Below are 16,413 nucleotides of genomic sequence, written 5' to 3' on the forward strand. Positions count from 1 at the left end.
TTCTACCTGCTTTGGCGAGTATTAGGCGTTTAGAGCACGCCCGTGATGTTGCAAGTGGTCGTCGATGAAACTGGCGATGAAGAAATAACTGTGGTCGTAGCCCGGTTGCACGCGCAAAGTCAGCGGGTGACCGGCCTGTTTCGCCGCTTGCTGCAAGGCTTCGGGTTTGAGCTGGGTAGCAAGGAAATCATCACGATCACCCTGGTCGACCAGCAGGGGCAGTTTCTTTTCAGCGTCGGCAATCAATGCGCAGGCATCCCACTCGCGCCACTTGGAACGGTCTTCGCCCAGATAACGGGAAAAGGCATTCTGGCCCCACGGGCAATCCATCGGATTGTTGATCGGCGAGAACGCCGACACCGACTGATAACGCCCCGGATTGCGCAACGCACAGACCAGCGCGCCGTGACCGCCCATGGAATGGCCGCTGATGCCACGCCTGGTGGATGCCGGGAAATGGGCTTCGACCAATGCCGGCAATTCCTGCACCACGTAATCATGCATCCGATAGTGCCGGGACCACGGTTCCTGCGTGGCATTCAGATAGAAACCTGCGCCGAGGCCGAAGTCCCAGGCGCCCTCCGGATCATCCGGCACGTCGGAACCGCGAGGGCTGGTGTCGGGCGCAACGATGATCAACCCGAGCTCAGCCGCCATGCGCATCGCGCCGGCCTTGTGCATAAAGTTTTCGTCGGTGCAGGTCAGGCCGGACAACCAGTACAACACCGGCAATTTGCCGCCCTGCTCTGCTTGCGGCGGCAGGTACACGGCGAACACCATGTCGCAGCCGAGCACGTCGGAACGGTGCTTGTAACGTTTATGCCAGCCGCCGAAACTTTTCTGGCAGGAGATATTTTCCAGGCTCATGACCGACCTCAGAAATGAATGACGGAACGGATGCTCTTGCCTTCATGCATCAGGTCAAACGCCTTGTTGATATCTTCCAGACCCATGGTGTGGGTGATGAAGGTATCGAGCGGGATTTCACCGGTCTCGGCCATCTCGACATAGCTTGGCAACTCGGTGCGACCACGCACGCCGCCGAACGCTGAACCACGCCAGACGCGCCCGGTGACCAACTGGAATGGGCGGGTGGCGATTTCCTGACCGGCACCGGCGACGCCGATAATCACCGATTCGCCCCAACCTTTGTGGCAGCACTCAAGTGCAGCGCGCATCAGTTGAACATTGCCGATGCACTCAAAGGAAAAATCGACGCCGCCATCGGTCATGTCGACGATGACTTCCTGGATCGGGCGATCGAAACCCTTCGGGTTCACACAATCGGTTGCACCCAACTGCTTGGCGATTTCGAATTTGGCCGGATTGATGTCGATCGCAATGATCCGTGCAGCCTTGGCCTTCACTGCGCCGATGACAGCCGACAGACCAATACCGCCGAGGCCGAAAATGGCCACGGTATCACCTGGTTTCACCTTGGCAGTGTTGAGCACAGCGCCGATGCCGGTGGTGACGCCGCAGCCCAGCAGGCACACTTTTTCCAGTGGCGCTTCTTTCTGAATCTTGGCGACGGAAATCTCCGGCAGCACGGTGTATTCGGAGAAAGTCGAAGTACCCATGTAGTGGAAAATCGGCTGACCCTTGTAGGAAAAGCGCGTGGTGCCGTCTGGCATCAGGCCTTTGCCCTGAGTCGAACGAATGGCCTGGCAGAGGTTGGTCTTGCCCGACAGGCAGAATTTGCACTGGCGGCATTCCGGGGTGTACAGCGGAATAACGTGATCGCCAACGGCAACCGAGGTCACACCTTCACCGATCGCTTCAACTACCGCGCCACCTTCGTGACCGAGAATCGACGGGAAGATGCCTTCCGGATCCGCGCCCGACAGCGTGTAGGCATCGGTATGGCAGACACCGGAGGCGACCACACGCAACAGCACTTCACCGGCCTTGGGCATGGCAACATCGACTTCAACGATCTCGAGCGGTTTTTTAGCCTCGAAGGCAACGGCGGCGCGCGACTTGATCATGTGTATCTCCAGTGGATATAAGCGAGAAGGAGAGTGTAATACGACGCTCAAAGGTGAATAATCCGGTCAAAAGCAAAACATTATTGCCGTACAGGGATAATCATTGATGTCAGAGAACCGCTGGGAAGGCATCGACGAGTTTGTCGCCGTGGCCGAATGCAGCCAATTCACCGCAGCCGCTGAGCGCCTTGGCGTTTCTTCCTCTCATATCAGTCGTCAGATCGTACGCCTCGAAGAGCGTCTTCAGACACGATTGCTGTACCGCAGCACTCGCCGGGTTACGCTCACCGAAGCCGGGCAGACATTTCTGCAGCACTGTCAGCGTTTGCAGGATGGTCGCGAAGAAGCCTTGCGCGCAGTCGGCGACCTGACGAGCGAACCCAAAGGCATGCTGCGCATGACCTGTGCCGTGGCGTATGGCGAGCGCTTTATCGTGCCGCTGGTGACTCGGTTCATGGGGATTTATCCGCAGCTTCGCGTCGATATCGAACTGAGCAACCGTCAGCTGGACCTGGTACACGAAGGCCTGGACCTGGCGATTCGCCTCGGTCGCTTGCAGGATTCAAGACTGGTAGCGACGCGTCTGGCCCCACGACGTATGTATCTGTGCGCGTCACCTTCCTACGTCGAGCGGTACGGTCGGCCACACAGCTTGTCGGAATTGAGCCGGCACAATTGCCTGATCGGCAGTACGGATGTCTGGCAGTTGGAACAGAACGGCAAGGAGTTTTCCCAACGAGTGCAGGGAAACTGGCGATGCAATAGTGGGCAAGCGGTACTGGAGGCGGCGCTACAAGGGGTCGGGTTGTGTCAGTTGCCGGATTACTACGTGCTGGAACATTTGCGCAGCGGTGCGCTGATTTCGCTGCTGGAAGCGCATCAGCCACCCAATACAGCGGTTTGGGCGCTGTATCCGCAGCAACGGCATCTGTCGCCGAAGGTGAGAAAGTTGGTGGATTATTTGAAGGAAGGGTTGGCGTTAAGGCCGGAGTATCGGAGCTGACAGTTGTGCTGCTTTGAGCACCGCTATCGCGAGCAGGCTCACTCCTACAGTGGATCTTTAGCAGGCACTCACTGGGTGAACACACAAAACGCTGTGGGAGTGAGCCTGCTCGCGATGACGGTATAACAGACACCTAATCAATCAAGGCCGATTAGCCCAACGCTGCCGCAGCCATTCAAGATCTTCAGGCCGCGTGACCTTGAGGTTATCCGAGCGACCTTCGATCAAGCGTGGCGCCAGACCTGCCCACTCTATCGCCGACGCCTCATCGGTAATCAGCGCATCAGCCACCAGACTGTCAGCCAGCGCCCGATGCAGCGGGCCGAGGCGAAACATCTGCGGGGTGTACGCTTGCCAGATCACGCTGCGATCCACGGTTTCAACCACGCGGCCATGTTTGTCGATGCGCTTTAAGGTATCGCGAGCCGGTACCGCCAACAGCCCGCCAACCGGATCATCAGCCAGCTCACTGAGTAGCTTGTCCAGATCATCGCGGCTCAGATTGGGCCGCGCTGCATCGTGCACCAGCACCCAGTCGTCATCGTCAGCGCCCAACGCATGTAAATGCAACAAGGCATTGAGCACTGACCCGGAACGCTCGGCGCCGCCATCTACCCGCTGAATGCGCGAATCGGAAGCACAGGGCAAACCGGGCCAGTAAGGATCATCCACCGCCAGACTCACCACCAACCCCTTCAGGGCAGGATGCTCAAGGAAACAGCCGAGGCTGTGTTCGAGAATTGTGCGCCCGCCCAATTGCAGATATTGCTTGGGACGGTCCGCAGCCATACGGGCACCGACGCCCGCGGCAGGAACTACGGCCCAGAAGGCCGGTATCGAGGAATTCATTGTGCGAGCTGGTAAAGGGTTTCACCGTCCTTGACCATGCCCAATTCATGACGAGCCCGCTCTTCCACGGTCTCCATGCCTTTTTTCAGCTCACTGACTTCGGCGTCCATCACCCGATTGCGCTCCAGCAAGCCTTCGTTCTCAGCGTGCTGCTCGGCGATTTGCTGAGTCAGCTCGGCCACTTGCGCAAGGCTGCCATTACCGACCCACAGGCGGTATTGCAGGCCCGCCAGCAGCAGGAGCAAAACGAGGAACAACCAATTGGGACTGCGCATCGAATATCGGGTATCCAGTGAAAAAAGACAGCCATGCCAAACTTTGAAGCATCTGATAGCACGAAGCCTGGAAAACCCAGGCTTGTGCTGATAAGGCATCAGATTAGTGGCAAATCCATCGCTGTCGCGATTTTTCCGACACTATCCGCTGACTTTTTAACAGTCAACGCTTAACCGCGGAACTCGCTACGGCCGTTGTACTTGGCTTTGCCGTTCAACTGCTCTTCGATACGCAGCAGTTGGTTGTACTTGGACACGCGATCCGAACGGCACAGCGAGCCTGTCTTGATCTGGCCAGCCGCAGTGCCCACTGCCAGGTCGGCAATGGTCGAGTCTTCGGTTTCGCCGGAGCGGTGCGAGATCACAGCGGTGTAACCAGCGGCCTTGGCCATCTGGATGGCTTCCAGAGTTTCGGTCAATGTGCCGATCTGGTTGAACTTGATCAGGATCGAGTTGGCGATCTTTTTATCGATGCCTTCTTTCAGGATCTTGGTGTTGGTGACGAACAGGTCGTCGCCTACCAGCTGAACCTTCTCGCCGATCTTGTCGGTGAGGATTTTCCAGCCTGCCCAGTCGGACTCGTCCAGGCCATCTTCAATGGAGATGATCGGGTAACGCTCGGTCAGGCCTTTGAGGTAATCGGCGAAACCTTCAGCGGTGAAGACCTGGCCTTCGCCGGACAGGTTGTATTTACCGTCTTCGTAGAACTCGCTGGCGGCGCAGTCCAGAGCCAGGGTCACGTCGGTGCCCAGCGTGTACCCGGCGTTGGCCACGGCTTCGGAAATGACTTTCAGCGCGTCTTCGTTGGAAGCCAGGTTCGGCGCGAAACCACCTTCGTCACCCACTGCAGTGCTCAGGCCACGGGCCTTCAGCACGGCTTTGAGGTGATGGAAAATCTCGGTGCCCATGCGCAGACCTTCCGAGAAAGACTTGGCGCCAACCGGCTGCACCATGAATTCCTGGATGTCGACGTTGTTATCGGCGTGCTCGCCACCGTTGATGATATTCATCATCGGCACCGGCATCGAGTACACACCCGGCGTGCGGTTCAGGTTGGCGATGTGAGCGTACAGCGGCAGGTCCTGGTCCTGCGCAGCTGCCTTGGCGGCGGCCAGGGAAACGGCGAGGATCGCGTTGGCGCCCAGGGTCGCTTTGTTTTCGGTACCGTCCAGCTTGATCATCGCGTGATCCAGCGCTTTCTGGTCGCTTGGATCAGTGCCCAACAGCAGGTCGCGGATCGGACCGTTGATGTTGGCGACAGCTTTCAGAACGCCCTTGCCCAGGTAACGGCTCTTGTCGCCATCACGCAGCTCGAGTGCTTCACGCGAGCCAGTGGAAGCACCGGACGGCGCGCAAGCACTGCCGATGATGCCGTTATCGAGAAGCACGTCCGCTTCCACGGTGGGATTGCCCCGGGAGTCGAGAACTTCACGACCTTTGATGTCGACTATTTTTGCCATTGTTGTAAACACTCCAAAGTTGACGAAAACGCTCTGTACCGATCGATTTATACTTTTGGATCACATAATTCTGTAGGAGCCGGCTTGCTGGCGATGGCGTGTTCAAGATCGCCATCGCCAGCAAGCTGGCTCCTACGGTGGGAATTCGCTGTTACGCGGTTTCTACGACCGGAAAACTCTTCACCAGTTCGTCCAGGGCTTTGAGTTGGGCCAGGAATGGCTCCAGTTTGTCCAGGCGCAACGCGCAAGGACCGTCGCACTTGGCGTTGTCCGGATCCGGATGCGCTTCAAGGAACAGACCGGCAAGCGACTGACTCATGCCGGCTTTCGCCAGATCGAGGACTTGAGCGCGACGACCGCCAGCGGAATCGGCACGACCACCCGGCATTTGCAGCGCGTGGGTCACGTCGAAAAACACCGGGTATTCGAACTGCTTCATGATGCCGAAACCGAGCATGTCGACGACCAGGTTGTTGTAGCCGAAGCTTGAACCGCGTTCGCAGAGAATCAACTGGTCGTTACCCGCTTCAACGCATTTGCTCAGGATGTGTTTCATTTCCTGAGGAGCGAGGAACTGGGCTTTCTTGATGTTGATGACTGCGCCGGTCTTGGCCATCGCAACCACGAGATCGGTCTGGCGAGACAGGAAAGCCGGCAACTGGATGATGTCGCAGACTTCAGCAACGACCGCAGCCTGGTCCGGTTCGTGGACGTCCGTGATGATCGGCACGCCGAAGGCTTGCTTGATGTCCTGGAAAATCCGCATGCCCTCTTCCAGGCCGGGGCCACGGTAAGAGGTCACGGAAGAACGGTTGGCCTTGTCGAAGCTGGCCTTGAACACGTAAGGGATACCGAGCTTTTCGGTAACCTTTACGTACTCTTCGCAAACCTGCATGGCCATGTCGCGACTTTCCAGCACGTTCATGCCACCGAACAGCACCATTGGCTTGTCGTTGGCAATTTCGATATCGCCTACACGGATGATCTTCTGCGCCATTGGAGTTACGCCTTCTTCTGGTGTTGAGCCAAAGCAGCTTTGACGAAACCGCTGAACAACGGGTGACCGTCGCGTGGCGTCGAGGTGAACTCAGGGTGGAACTGGCATGCGACGAACCATGGATGATCCGGCGCTTCAACCACTTCGACCAGCGCGCCATCACCGGAGCGACCGGAGATTTTCAGGCCGGCTTCCATGATCTGCGGCAGCAGGTTGTTGTTCACTTCGTAACGATGGCGGTGGCGCTCGACGATCACGTCTTTGGCGTAGCAGTCGTGCACCAGCGAACCCGGTTCCAGCAGGCAGTCCTGTGCGCCGAGGCGCATGGTCCCGCCCAGGTCGGACGTTTCGGTACGGGTTTCAACGGCGCCGGTGGCATCTTCCCACTCGGTGATCAGACCCACGACCGGGTGACCGCTGGCGCGATCGAACTCGGTGGAGTTGGCGTCTTTCCAGCCCAGCACGTTACGCGCGAACTCGATCACGGCCACTTGCATGCCCAGGCAGATGCCGAGGTAAGGCACCTTGTTTTCGCGAGCGAACTGAACAGCAGTAATTTTGCCTTCCACGCCGCGCAGGCCGAAGCCGCCTGGTACGAGGATCGCGTCGACACCTTCCAGCAGCGCAGTGCCCTGGTTTTCGATGTCTTCGGAATCGATGTAGCGCAGGTTGACCTTGGTACGGTTGCTGATGCCGGCGTGACTCATCGCTTCGATCAACGACTTGTAAGCGTCCAGCAGCTCCATGTACTTGCCGACCATCGCGATGGTCACTTCGTGTTCAGGGTTGAGCTTGGCGTCAACCACCGCTTCCCACTCGGACAGATCGGCACCGCCACACTGCAGGCCGAAACGCTCGACCACAAAATCGTCCAGACCCTGCGAATGCAGGATGCCCGGGATCTTGTAGATGGTGTCGGCGTCTTCCAGCGCGATCACCGCACGCTCTTCAACGTTGGTGAATTGTGCGATCTTGCGGCGCGAGGAAATGTCGATCGGATGATCGGAGCGGCACACCAGCACGTCAGGTTGCAGGCCGATGGAACGCAGTTCCTTGACCGAGTGCTGGGTTGGCTTGGTTTTGGTTTCGCCGGCGGTGGCGATGTACGGCACCAGCGTCAGGTGCATCAGCATCGCGCGCTTGGCGCCGACTTCGAAACGCAACTGGCGAATCGCCTCGAGGAACGGTTGCGATTCGATGTCACCCACGGTGCCACCGATCTCGACCATCGCCACGTCGGCATCGCCGGCGCCCTTGATGATCCGGCGCTTGATCTCGTCGGTGATGTGCGGGATGACCTGAATGGTCGCACCCAGATAATCACCACGGCGTTCTTTGCGCAGCACGTGTTCGTAGACCCGGCCGGTGGTGAAGTTGTTGTTCTGGGTCATGGTCGTGCGGATGAACCGCTCGTAGTGACCCAGGTCCAGGTCGGTCTCGGCGCCGTCGTGGGTGACGAACACTTCACCGTGCTGGAACGGGCTCATGGTGCCCGGGTCAACGTTGATGTACGGGTCCAGCTTCAGCATGGTGACCTTAAGTCCCCGCGCCTCCAGGATGGCCGCCAATGAAGCCGAGGCAATGCCTTTCCCCAATGAAGAAACAACACCGCCCGTGACGAATATGTAGCGCGTCATGAAAAACCCTAGAAGTCTGCGTTAAAGCGGTCCGAGCCGCCGGGGAAAGCGAAGGAAGGCCGAAGCCCCCGATCACCTGCATTAATCACAGTGCAACCTTCGAAAAAACCGCCGCGTTGGGACAGACCGGAAAATGAAACACCGGTACGTTGCTCGCTACACATTTTTTGGAATCGCCCAGCAAAGACTGCTTGGTAATCGGCAACTCCTGCAATTCAGGCGAATCCACAGAAGTTGTATCAAGAAGGGAGCGTAGTCTACCGGAAAGCCCCTATCAGCTCAAACCTTGATCTTCGCTCGGCGGCTGCCAATGCAAATTCCAGCCGTGCGGCCCGCTGCCATTCAAGCCCCGCAGGTTGGCCACCGCCAGCAATTGCTCACCCTGATACAGCAGCGGCAATCTGCCACGGACGAACCCGGGAACCGCACTTTCATTGAGCAAGCGCTTGAGATCGCGATGCCCACGCCCGGGCAGATACATGACTTCGCCACCTTCACGATAGCGCACCTGCAACGGTCCATTCGGGGCGCTTCCGCTGATCGTCAGCACGCCGTTATCCGGCAACGTCAGGGCTTTTGCTGGCTCCAGCCATTGGGTTGAAGCAAGTGGATGGAGCAACCAGGCGCCGGACAGCCACCAGACTCGCCCACCAGCCCGATGCAGCTCGCCCTGCGACAGCCGCCAGATCGGTCGGGCGTCGCCTGTGGCATCGCGCAAGTTCTCCCAGCCCGACCAATGGTCGCTGTCGGGCAAGCTGGTCAATGGCGAGAGCCAGTGACTGAGCGCATTACGCTGGCGAGCGGCGGACAGCATTGCGAGCGGTGTCAGTTCCAGGGAAGGCACACCCAGCCAGTCGAATTCGCTGGCGATGTGCGCGGAGGCCAGATCAATCCGCGCCAGCTCATCGAGCAATACCTGCGCCTCACGCAGGTGCGCCGCGCTGCGGGCCATGTTCGACGCAGCTTGGGGCCAACGCTCAGTCAACGCCGGGAAGACCTGATGGCGAAGATAGTTGCGCGAGAATCGACGGTCCTCGTTTGATGGATCCTCGATCCAGCTCAGCCCGTGCTCGGTGGCATAGGCTTGCAGCTGTGCGCGCGTGACCTCCAGCAACGGACGCAGCAAATGCCCGCTGCCCAACGAACGCTGACGCGGCATTCCTGCCAACCCTCTCACCCCTGCCCCACGCAGCAAACGGAACAACAAGGTTTCCGCCTGATCGTCGCGATGTTGACCGGTGAGCAATACGTCACCGGCCTGGGTGGCTGCGTTGAAAGCGTCATACCGCGCATCTCGCGCTGCACGTTCGAGGCTGGCGCCTGGCTGAACCTGCACGCGGATCACCTGCAACGGCACGCCCAATGCGTCACAGACCGACTGACAATGTTGCGGCCACGCATCCGCCGCCGCCTGAAGACCGTGGTGAACGTGGATGGCTTCGAGTTTGGGGAGGAATGTGGTTTCTGCGAGGTGTACTAGCAAATGCAGCAGGACGGTTGAATCGAAGCCACCGGAGAAAGCGACGCGCCACGTCGTTGCTTCGCGCCACGGTTTCAGACTCATCAAAAGCCGGGAAGGCAAATCAATCGTGGGCCGATCCATATCTTTCCCTTTGCACAAATCAAATGTGGGAGCGAGCCTGCTCGCGATGGCGGTCGAACAGTCAACCAATCCGTTGAGTGTTAAACCGCTTTCGCGAGCAAGCCCGCTCCCACATGGGTACTGCGCGCTCGGCTTAGAGACCGTAGCTCATCAGGCGCTCGTAACGACGGGTCAACAGCGCTTCGGTGTCGAATTCCTTGAGCATCGCCAATTGCGAGCTCAATTCCGCGCGGATCGAGGCTGCGGCAACGGCAGGATTGCGATGAGCGCCGCCCAGCGGTTCGCCGATCACTTTGTCGACGATGCCCAAACCTTTCAAACGCTCCGCGGTAATGCCCATGGCTTCTGCGGCATCCGGCGCTTTCTCGGCGGTCTTCCACAGAATCGAGGCACAGCCTTCCGGCGAAATCACCGCATAGGTCGAGTACTGCAGCATGTTCAACTGGTCGCAAACGCCGATGGCCAGCGCACCACCGGAACCACCCTCACCGATCACGGTGGCGATGATTGGGGTTTTCAGGCGAGCCATGACACGCAGGTTCCAGGCGATCGCTTCGCTCTGGTTGCGCTCTTCGGCGTCGATGCCAGGGTAAGCGCCAGGGGTGTCGATGAAGGTCAGGATCGGCATTTTGAAACGCTCGGCCATTTCCATCAGGCGGCACGCTTTGCGATAGCCTTCCGGACGTGGCATGCCGAAGTTGCGACGAACTTTTTCGCGCACTTCGCGGCCCTTCTGGTGACCGATGATCATCACCGGCTGGTCGTCGAGACGGGCAACGCCGCCAACGATCGCAGCGTCGTCGGAGAAGTGACGGTCGCCGTGCAGCTCATCGAACTCGGTGAAGATGTGTTCGATATAGTCCAGGGTGTAAGGGCGTTTCGGGTGACGCGCCAGACGCGCGATCTGCCAGCTGGTCAGCTTGCCGAAGATGTCTTCGGTGAGCATGCTGCTTTTTTCCTGCAGGCGGGAGATCTCATCGCCGATATTCAGCGAATTGTCGTTACCGACCAAGCGCAATTCTTCGATCTTGGCTTGCAGGTCGGCGATCGGCTGTTCGAAATCTAGAAAATTCGGGTTCATAGGCGTCCGTCTAGGGTCGACGTCCAAGAGAGCTTGGGCCGGCCGGTTGTCTATTCGCGCCCTACCTTAAGGGACAGGCGCGTTCAGGTCGAGATTAAAAAATGTGGTCGAGATCAGCCTCCGCTCTTCATGGCAAAGAATGAAGCCTGACCGTCAACGGTATTGGAGGAAGACGTTGTCTCGCCCGAACTGGTCACGCAGGGCTTGAATCAGCGTATCCGCCGGGTCGATTCGCCAGGTCTCGCCGAACTGCAGCAAGGCCTTGGCATCGGGGCTCGTGTATTCCATGGTGATCGGGCACGCGCCGCGGTGGCGCTTGAACAGCTCACCCAACCAGCGTAGCTGATCGCCCTTGAGGTCTTTGGACTGCAGCTTCAGACGCAGGCTTTCGGCAAGATTGGTGCGCGCGTCTTCCATGCTCATCACGCGTTTGACTCGCAGGCGCAAACCGCCGGAGAAATCATCGTTGCTGACCTCGCCTTCGACCACCACCATTGCGTCGGTCTGCAACAGCGACTGTGCCGAATGGAAAGCCTCGGCGAACAATGAGGCCTCGATCCGCCCGGAACGGTCATCAAGGGTGATGAAGCCCATCTTGTCGCCCTTTTTGTTCTTCATCACGCGCAACGCGATGATCATGCCGGCGACGGTCTGCGTGTCGCGCGCAGGCTTCAGGTCGATGATGCGCTGACGGGCAAACCGACGGATCTCACCTTCGTATTCGTCGATGGGGTGACCGGTCAGGTACAGGCCAAGGGTGTCTTTTTCGCCTTTGAGGCGTTCCTTCAACGTCAGCTCTTTCGCCTTGCGGTGATTGGCGTAGACATCCGCGTCCGCTTCGACGAACAGCCCGCCAAACAGGTCGGCGTGGCCACTGTCGTGGGTGCGCGCGGTTTGTTCGGCGGCCTTGATCGCGCCTTCCATGGCCGTCAGCAAGATGGCACGGTTCTGGTCGATGCTGGCTTGATAGGCCTTCGGCTCGTCGTGGAAGCACGGCCCGAGACGATCCAGCGCACCACTGCGGATCAGGCCATCCAGCGTTCGCTTGTTGATTCGCTTGAGGTCGACGCGCGCGCAAAAATCGAACAGGTCCTTGAACGGCCCGTCCTGGCGCGCCTCGGTAATGGCCTCGACCGGGCCTTCACCCACACCTTTGATTGCGCCGAGACCGTAAATGATCCGGCCCTCGTCGTTCACCGTGAATTTGAACTCGGAGGTATTCACATCCGGCGCGTCGAGACGCAGCTTCATGGTGCGAATTTCTTCGATCAAGGTCACGACCTTGTCGGTGTTGTGCATGTCCGCCGACAACACCGCCGCCATGAACGGCGCCGGGTAGTGGGTCTTCAGCCATGCGGTCTGATACGACACCAGCCCGTATGCGGCGGAGTGAGACTTGTTGAAGCCGTAACCGGCGAATTTTTCCACCAGGTCGAAAATGTTACCGGCCAGGTCGGCATCAATGTTGTTGGTCGCGCAACCTTCAATGAAACCGCCGCGCTGCTTGGCCATTTCTTCAGGCTTTTTCTTACCCATGGCCCGACGCAGCATGTCCGCACCGCCGAGGGTGTAACCGGCCATGACCTGGGCAATCTGCATCACCTGTTCCTGATACAGGATGATGCCGTAGGTCGGCGCCAGCACCGGCTTGAGGCCTTCGTACTGATAGTCTGAGTGCGGGTACGCCAGTTCGGCACGCCCGTGCTTACGGTTGATAAAGTCGTCAACCATGCCCGACTGCAGCGGGCCGGGACGGAACAGGGCCACCAGTGCGATCAAGTCTTCGAGGCAGTCGGGCTTGAGCTTTTTGATCAGCTCCTTCATGCCCCGCGACTCGAGCTGGAACACCGCCGTGGTTTCGGCTTTTTGCAGCAACTGATAGGTCGGTTTGTCGTCGAGCGGAATAAAAGCGATGTCGAGCGGCGGCTCATCGACCTTGGCACGGTCGCGGTTGATGGTTTTCAACGCCCAGTCGATGACTGTGAGGGTACGCAAGCCGAGGAAGTCGAATTTCACCAGGCCGGCGGCTTCAACGTCATCCTTGTCGAACTGGGTTACCAGGCCATCGCCGGCTTCGTCGCAATAGATCGGCGAGAAGTCGGTCAGCTTGGTCGGCGCGATGACCACGCCACCGGCGTGCTTGCCGACGTTACGCACCACGCCTTCGAGCTTGCGCGCCATCTCCCAGATTTCCGCAGCTTCCTCATCGACCTTGATGAAGTCGCGCAGGATCTCTTCCTGCTCGTAAGCTTTTTCCAGGGTCATGCCGACTTCGAACGGGATCATCTTCGACAGACGATCCGCCAGGCCGTAGGACTTGCCCTGCACGCGAGCCACGTCACGCACCACAGCTTTGGCCGCCATGGAACCGAAGGTGATGATCTGGCTCACCGCGTTACGGCCGTACTTTTCGGCCACGTAGTCGATCACGCGGTCACGGCCGTCCATGCAGAAGTCGACGTCGAAGTCGGGCATGGAAACCCGTTCCGGGTTAAGGAAACGTTCGAACAGCAGGTCATATTCCAGCGGATCGAGGTCGGTGATCTTCTGCACATAGGCTACCAGCGAACCGGCACCCGACCCCCGTCCGGGACCGACCGGCACGCCATTGCTCTTGGCCCACTGGATGAAGTCCATCACGATCAGGAAGTAACCCGGGAAGCCCATCTGGATAATGATATCCAGCTCGAAATTCAGCCGATCGACGTACACCTGCCGCTTGGCTTCGTAGTCTTCGGTGGTGTCTTTGGGCAGCAGAACACTCAGGCGGTCTTCCAGACCATCGAACGACACCTTGCGGAAATACTCGTCGATGGTCATGCCATCGGGAATCGGGAAGTTAGGCAAAAAGTGCTTGCCCAGCTTCACTTCGATATTGCATCGCTTGGCGATCTCGACGGTGTTCTGCAGCGCCTCGGGAATGTCGCTGAACAGCTCGGCCATTTCCTCGGCGCTTTTGAGATACTGCTGATCGCTGTAATTCTTCGACCGCCGCGGATCGTCGAGGGCGCGGCCCTCACCGATGCAGACGCGGGTCTCGTGGGCCTCGAAATCTTCCTGCTTGATGAAGCGCACATCGTTGGTCGCCACCAGCGGCGCGCCGATTTTCTCGGCCAGGGCCACGGCAGCGTGCAATTGTTCTTCATCGTTCGGGCGGCTGGTGCGCTGGATTTCCAGATAGAAGCGGTCCGGGAACACCGCCATCCATTCGCGGGCGAGGGTTTCCGCTTCAGCAGGATTGCCGCCGAGCAGTGCCAGGCCGATTTCGCCTTCCTTCGCCGCCGACAACATGATCAGGCCTTCGCTGGCCTCGGCCACCCACTCGCGCTCGATGATGATCGAGCCATTGCGCTGGCCGTCAATGAAGCCACGGGAGATCAGTTCAGTCAGGTTGCGATAGCCCACGGCGTTCATCGCCAGCAGGCTGATCCGGCTGAGGGCGTTGTCCGGATCCTTGTTCGACAGCCACAGGTCAGCGCCGCAGATCGGCTTGATCCCTGCGCCCATGGCCGCTTTATAAAATTTGACCAGAGAACACATGTTGTTCTGGTCAGTGACCGCCACGGCGGGCATGTTCATGCCGACCAGGGTCTTGACCAGCGGTTTGATCCGCACCAGACCGTCGACCAGGGAGTATTCAGAGTGCAGGCGTAGATGAACGAATGAAGCCGGCATGGTGATCCTGTCTGTGAGCATGAAAACAACAAGGCCCGGATTGTACCGGGCCTTGGCGAAAACATCAGCCTTGCGACTAACCCTCGATCAGGATTTCCCGCGCTTCATACGCCATGCGAACAGGCGCAAACGAACGCCGGTGAATCGGGGTTGGGCCCAGACGCGCCAACGCCTCAAGATGTGCAGGGGTCGGGTAACCCTTGTGGCCGCCGATTCCGTAGCCCGGGTAAATCAGTTCGAAGGCAGCCATCTCGCGGTCGCGGCTGACCTTGGCCAGAATCGACGCCGCGGCGATGGCCGGAACCTTGCCATCGCCCTGAATCACCGCTTCGGCGCGCATGGACAACTTCGGGCAACGGTTACCGTCGATCATCGCCAGTTTAGGCTGGATGTGCAGACCTTCGATGGCGCGCTGCATGGCCAGCATGGTGGCGTGCAGGATGTTCAGCTGATCGATTTCATCGACTTCCGCTCGTGCAATGCTCCAGCTGAGCGCTTTTTCGCAAATTTCGTCATAAAGCTTTTCACGGCGGGCTTCGGTCAGTTTCTTCGAATCATTAAGGCCCAGAATCGGCCGCTTTGGATCGAGAATGACCGCCGCCGTGACGACTGCGCCACAGAGCGGGCCGCGACCGACTTCGTCGACACCGGCAACCATGTCTTCGAGCTCGGCGACCAAGGTGAAATCCAGCCCCATCTGCACGCTGTTTTTTGTCATTTTGTTTCGCCAATCAATTTCAACACCGCGTCCGCCGCCTGATTGGAGGCATCCAGACGCAACGTCCGGTGAATTTCATCGAAGCCGCGAGTCTGTTCCTCGCCACCTTCGATCAGGGGCGACAACGTCTGTGCCAGCGCCTCGACCGTTGCATCGTCCTGCAACAACTCCGGCACCAACAGACGCTGGGCCAAGAGGTTCGGCAACGACACATAGGGGCTCTTGACCATGCGCTTGAGAATCCAGAACGTCAGTGGCGCCAAACGATAGGCCACCACCATCGGCCGTTTGTACAACAACGCTTCAAGCGTAGCCGTTCCGGAGGCAATCAGCACCGCATCGCATGCGGCGAGGGCCAGATGCGATTTGCCATCCAGCAGGGTCAGCGGCAGGTCTCGACCAACCAGCAATTCTTCAAGCTGCTTGCGCCGCTCAGGGCTGGCGCACGGCATGACGAACCGGACGCCGGGACGCATAGCGCGCAAACGTTGAGCGGTATCGAGGAACAGAGCACCGAGGCGCCCGACTTCACCCCCACGACTGCCGGGCATCAGGGCGACCAGCGGCCCGTCAGGCAAACCGAGCTCGGCGCGCGCGGCGGCGCGATCAGCTTGGAGCGGAATCGCGTCCGCAAGGGAGTGCCCGACAAACCGCACCGGCACGCCCTTCTCTTCATAAAATTTTGCTTCAAACGGAAACAGCGTCAGCATCAGGTCGCAGCCTTCGCGAATCTTCAGCACACGCTTCTGCCGCCATGCCCAGACGGAAGGGCTGACGTAATGCACGGTCTTGATGCCGGCCTGACGGAGTTTGAGTTCGATATTGAGGGTGAAGTCTGGAGCATCGATGCCGATGAACACATCCGGCTTCTCGGCGATCAGGTCGGCGATCAGCTTCTTGCGGCGTTTGAGCAACTCGCGCAGCCGGCCGAGCACTTCCACCAGGCCCATGACCGAAAGACGTTCCATCGGGAAATACGAGGTCAGCCCTTCAGCCTGCATCAACGGGCCGCCAACGCCGATGAACTCGACTGCCGGGTGCCGGACCTTGAGCGCACGCATGAGACCGGCGCCCAGAATGTCACCGGAAGCCTCACCCGCCACCAGCGCAATACGCAGATTAGCCAT

General features: G+C 59.0%; 13 protein-coding genes. 1 reads left to right on the forward strand and 12 read right to left on the reverse strand.

Annotation, left to right across the window (positions count from 1 at the left end; all coding sequences use genetic code 11):
* Nucleotides 1-21: 21 nt before the first annotated feature.
* A complete protein-coding gene (gene fghA, locus ACYZTS_RS01640) occupies nt 22-867 on the reverse strand; it encodes an S-formylglutathione hydrolase (protein ID WP_461993544.1) in 846 nt (281 codons plus the stop codon).
* An 8-nt stretch (nt 868-875) separates the two neighbouring features.
* Complete coding sequence (locus ACYZTS_RS01645) at nt 876-1,988, reverse strand: S-(hydroxymethyl)glutathione dehydrogenase/class III alcohol dehydrogenase (RefSeq protein ID WP_461993546.1); 1,113 nt, start codon at nt 1,986-1,988, stop codon at nt 876-878.
* A gap of 106 nt (nt 1,989-2,094) precedes the next feature.
* Here ACYZTS_RS01645 and ACYZTS_RS01650 point away from each other — a divergent pair, with 106 nt between their 5' ends.
* Nucleotides 2,095-2,991, forward strand: a complete 897-nt coding sequence (locus tag ACYZTS_RS01650) for a LysR substrate-binding domain-containing protein (RefSeq protein ID WP_461993548.1) — start codon at nt 2,095-2,097, stop codon at nt 2,989-2,991.
* Between the two features lie 141 nt (nt 2,992-3,132).
* Here the strand turns inward: ACYZTS_RS01650 and ispD are convergent, their stop codons facing one another.
* The 10 genes from ispD to lpxB all read right to left on the reverse strand — a co-directional run bounded on the left by ispD (nt 3,133) and on the right by lpxB (nt 16,413).
* A complete protein-coding gene (gene ispD / locus ACYZTS_RS01655; RefSeq protein ID WP_461993550.1) occupies nt 3,133-3,840 on the reverse strand; it encodes a 2-C-methyl-D-erythritol 4-phosphate cytidylyltransferase in 708 nt (235 codons plus the stop codon).
* A complete protein-coding gene (gene ftsB, locus ACYZTS_RS01660; RefSeq protein WP_028622538.1) occupies nt 3,837-4,115 on the reverse strand; it encodes a cell division protein FtsB in 279 nt (92 codons plus the stop codon). Before ftsB ends, ispD begins: the two co-directional genes overlap by 4 nt.
* Before the next feature lie 170 nt (nt 4,116-4,285).
* A complete protein-coding gene (eno, locus tag ACYZTS_RS01665; protein ID WP_461993553.1) occupies nt 4,286-5,575 on the reverse strand; it encodes a phosphopyruvate hydratase in 1,290 nt (429 codons plus the stop codon).
* A gap of 151 nt (nt 5,576-5,726) precedes the next feature.
* Nucleotides 5,727-6,572, reverse strand: coding sequence for a 3-deoxy-8-phosphooctulonate synthase (kdsA, locus tag ACYZTS_RS01670; protein WP_028622540.1), 846 nt, complete (start codon nt 6,570-6,572; stop codon nt 5,727-5,729).
* Nucleotides 6,573-6,577: 5 nt separating this feature from the next.
* Nucleotides 6,578-8,209, reverse strand: a complete 1,632-nt coding sequence (locus ACYZTS_RS01675) for a CTP synthase (RefSeq protein ID WP_028622541.1) — start codon at nt 8,207-8,209, stop codon at nt 6,578-6,580.
* Between the two features lie 274 nt (nt 8,210-8,483).
* A complete protein-coding gene (gene tilS / locus ACYZTS_RS01680; protein ID WP_461993556.1) occupies nt 8,484-9,812 on the reverse strand; it encodes a tRNA lysidine(34) synthetase TilS in 1,329 nt (442 codons plus the stop codon).
* 133 nt (nt 9,813-9,945) lie between these two features.
* Entirely contained in the window at nt 9,946-10,893 is a 948-nt protein-coding gene (locus tag ACYZTS_RS01685) for an acetyl-CoA carboxylase carboxyltransferase subunit alpha (RefSeq protein WP_461993558.1), read from the reverse strand.
* Between the two features lie 153 nt (nt 10,894-11,046).
* Nucleotides 11,047-14,568 carry a DNA polymerase III subunit alpha gene (dnaE, locus tag ACYZTS_RS01690; RefSeq protein ID WP_461993560.1) on the reverse strand — a complete coding sequence of 1,174 codons (3,522 nt, stop codon included), beginning with the start codon at nt 14,566-14,568 and terminating at the stop codon, nt 11,047-11,049.
* Between the two features lie 76 nt (nt 14,569-14,644).
* Nucleotides 14,645-15,271, reverse strand: coding sequence for a ribonuclease HII (rnhB, locus tag ACYZTS_RS01695; protein WP_461996328.1), 627 nt, complete (start codon nt 15,269-15,271; stop codon nt 14,645-14,647).
* Between the two features lie 11 nt (nt 15,272-15,282).
* Entirely contained in the window at nt 15,283-16,413 is a 1,131-nt protein-coding gene (lpxB, locus tag ACYZTS_RS01700; RefSeq protein ID WP_461993562.1) for a lipid-A-disaccharide synthase, read from the reverse strand.

The sequence above is a fragment of the Pseudomonas sp. TMB3-21 genome (genome assembly GCF_054898145.1).

Bases quoted from the DNA above. Each gene is read 5' to 3' on its own strand.
- fghA (WP_461993544.1), bottom strand. From the start codon at position 867: ATGAGCCTGGAAAATATCTCCTGCCAGAAAAGTTTCGGCGGCTGGCAT.
- ACYZTS_RS01645 (WP_461993546.1), bottom strand. From the start codon at position 1,988: ATGATCAAGTCGCGCGCCGCCGTTGCCTTCGAGGCTAAAAAACCGCTC.
- ACYZTS_RS01650 (WP_461993548.1), top strand. From the start codon at position 2,095: ATGTCAGAGAACCGCTGGGAAGGCATCGACGAGTTTGTCGCCGTGGCC.
- ispD (WP_461993550.1), bottom strand. From the start codon at position 3,840: ATGAATTCCTCGATACCGGCCTTCTGGGCCGTAGTTCCTGCCGCGGGC.
- ftsB (WP_028622538.1), bottom strand. From the start codon at position 4,115: ATGCGCAGTCCCAATTGGTTGTTCCTCGTTTTGCTCCTGCTGCTGGCG.
- eno (WP_461993553.1), bottom strand. From the start codon at position 5,575: ATGGCAAAAATAGTCGACATCAAAGGTCGTGAAGTTCTCGACTCCCGG.
- kdsA (WP_028622540.1), bottom strand. From the start codon at position 6,572: ATGGCGCAGAAGATCATCCGTGTAGGCGATATCGAAATTGCCAACGAC.
- ACYZTS_RS01675 (WP_028622541.1), bottom strand. From the start codon at position 8,209: ATGACGCGCTACATATTCGTCACGGGCGGTGTTGTTTCTTCATTGGGG.
- tilS (WP_461993556.1), bottom strand. From the start codon at position 9,812: ATGGATCGGCCCACGATTGATTTGCCTTCCCGGCTTTTGATGAGTCTG.
- ACYZTS_RS01685 (WP_461993558.1), bottom strand. From the start codon at position 10,893: ATGAACCCGAATTTTCTAGATTTCGAACAGCCGATCGCCGACCTGCAA.
- dnaE (WP_461993560.1), bottom strand. From the start codon at position 14,568: ATGCCGGCTTCATTCGTTCATCTACGCCTGCACTCTGAATACTCCCTG.
- lpxB (WP_461993562.1), bottom strand. From the start codon at position 16,413: ATGGCTAATCTGCGTATTGCGCTGGTGGCGGGTGAGGCTTCCGGTGAC.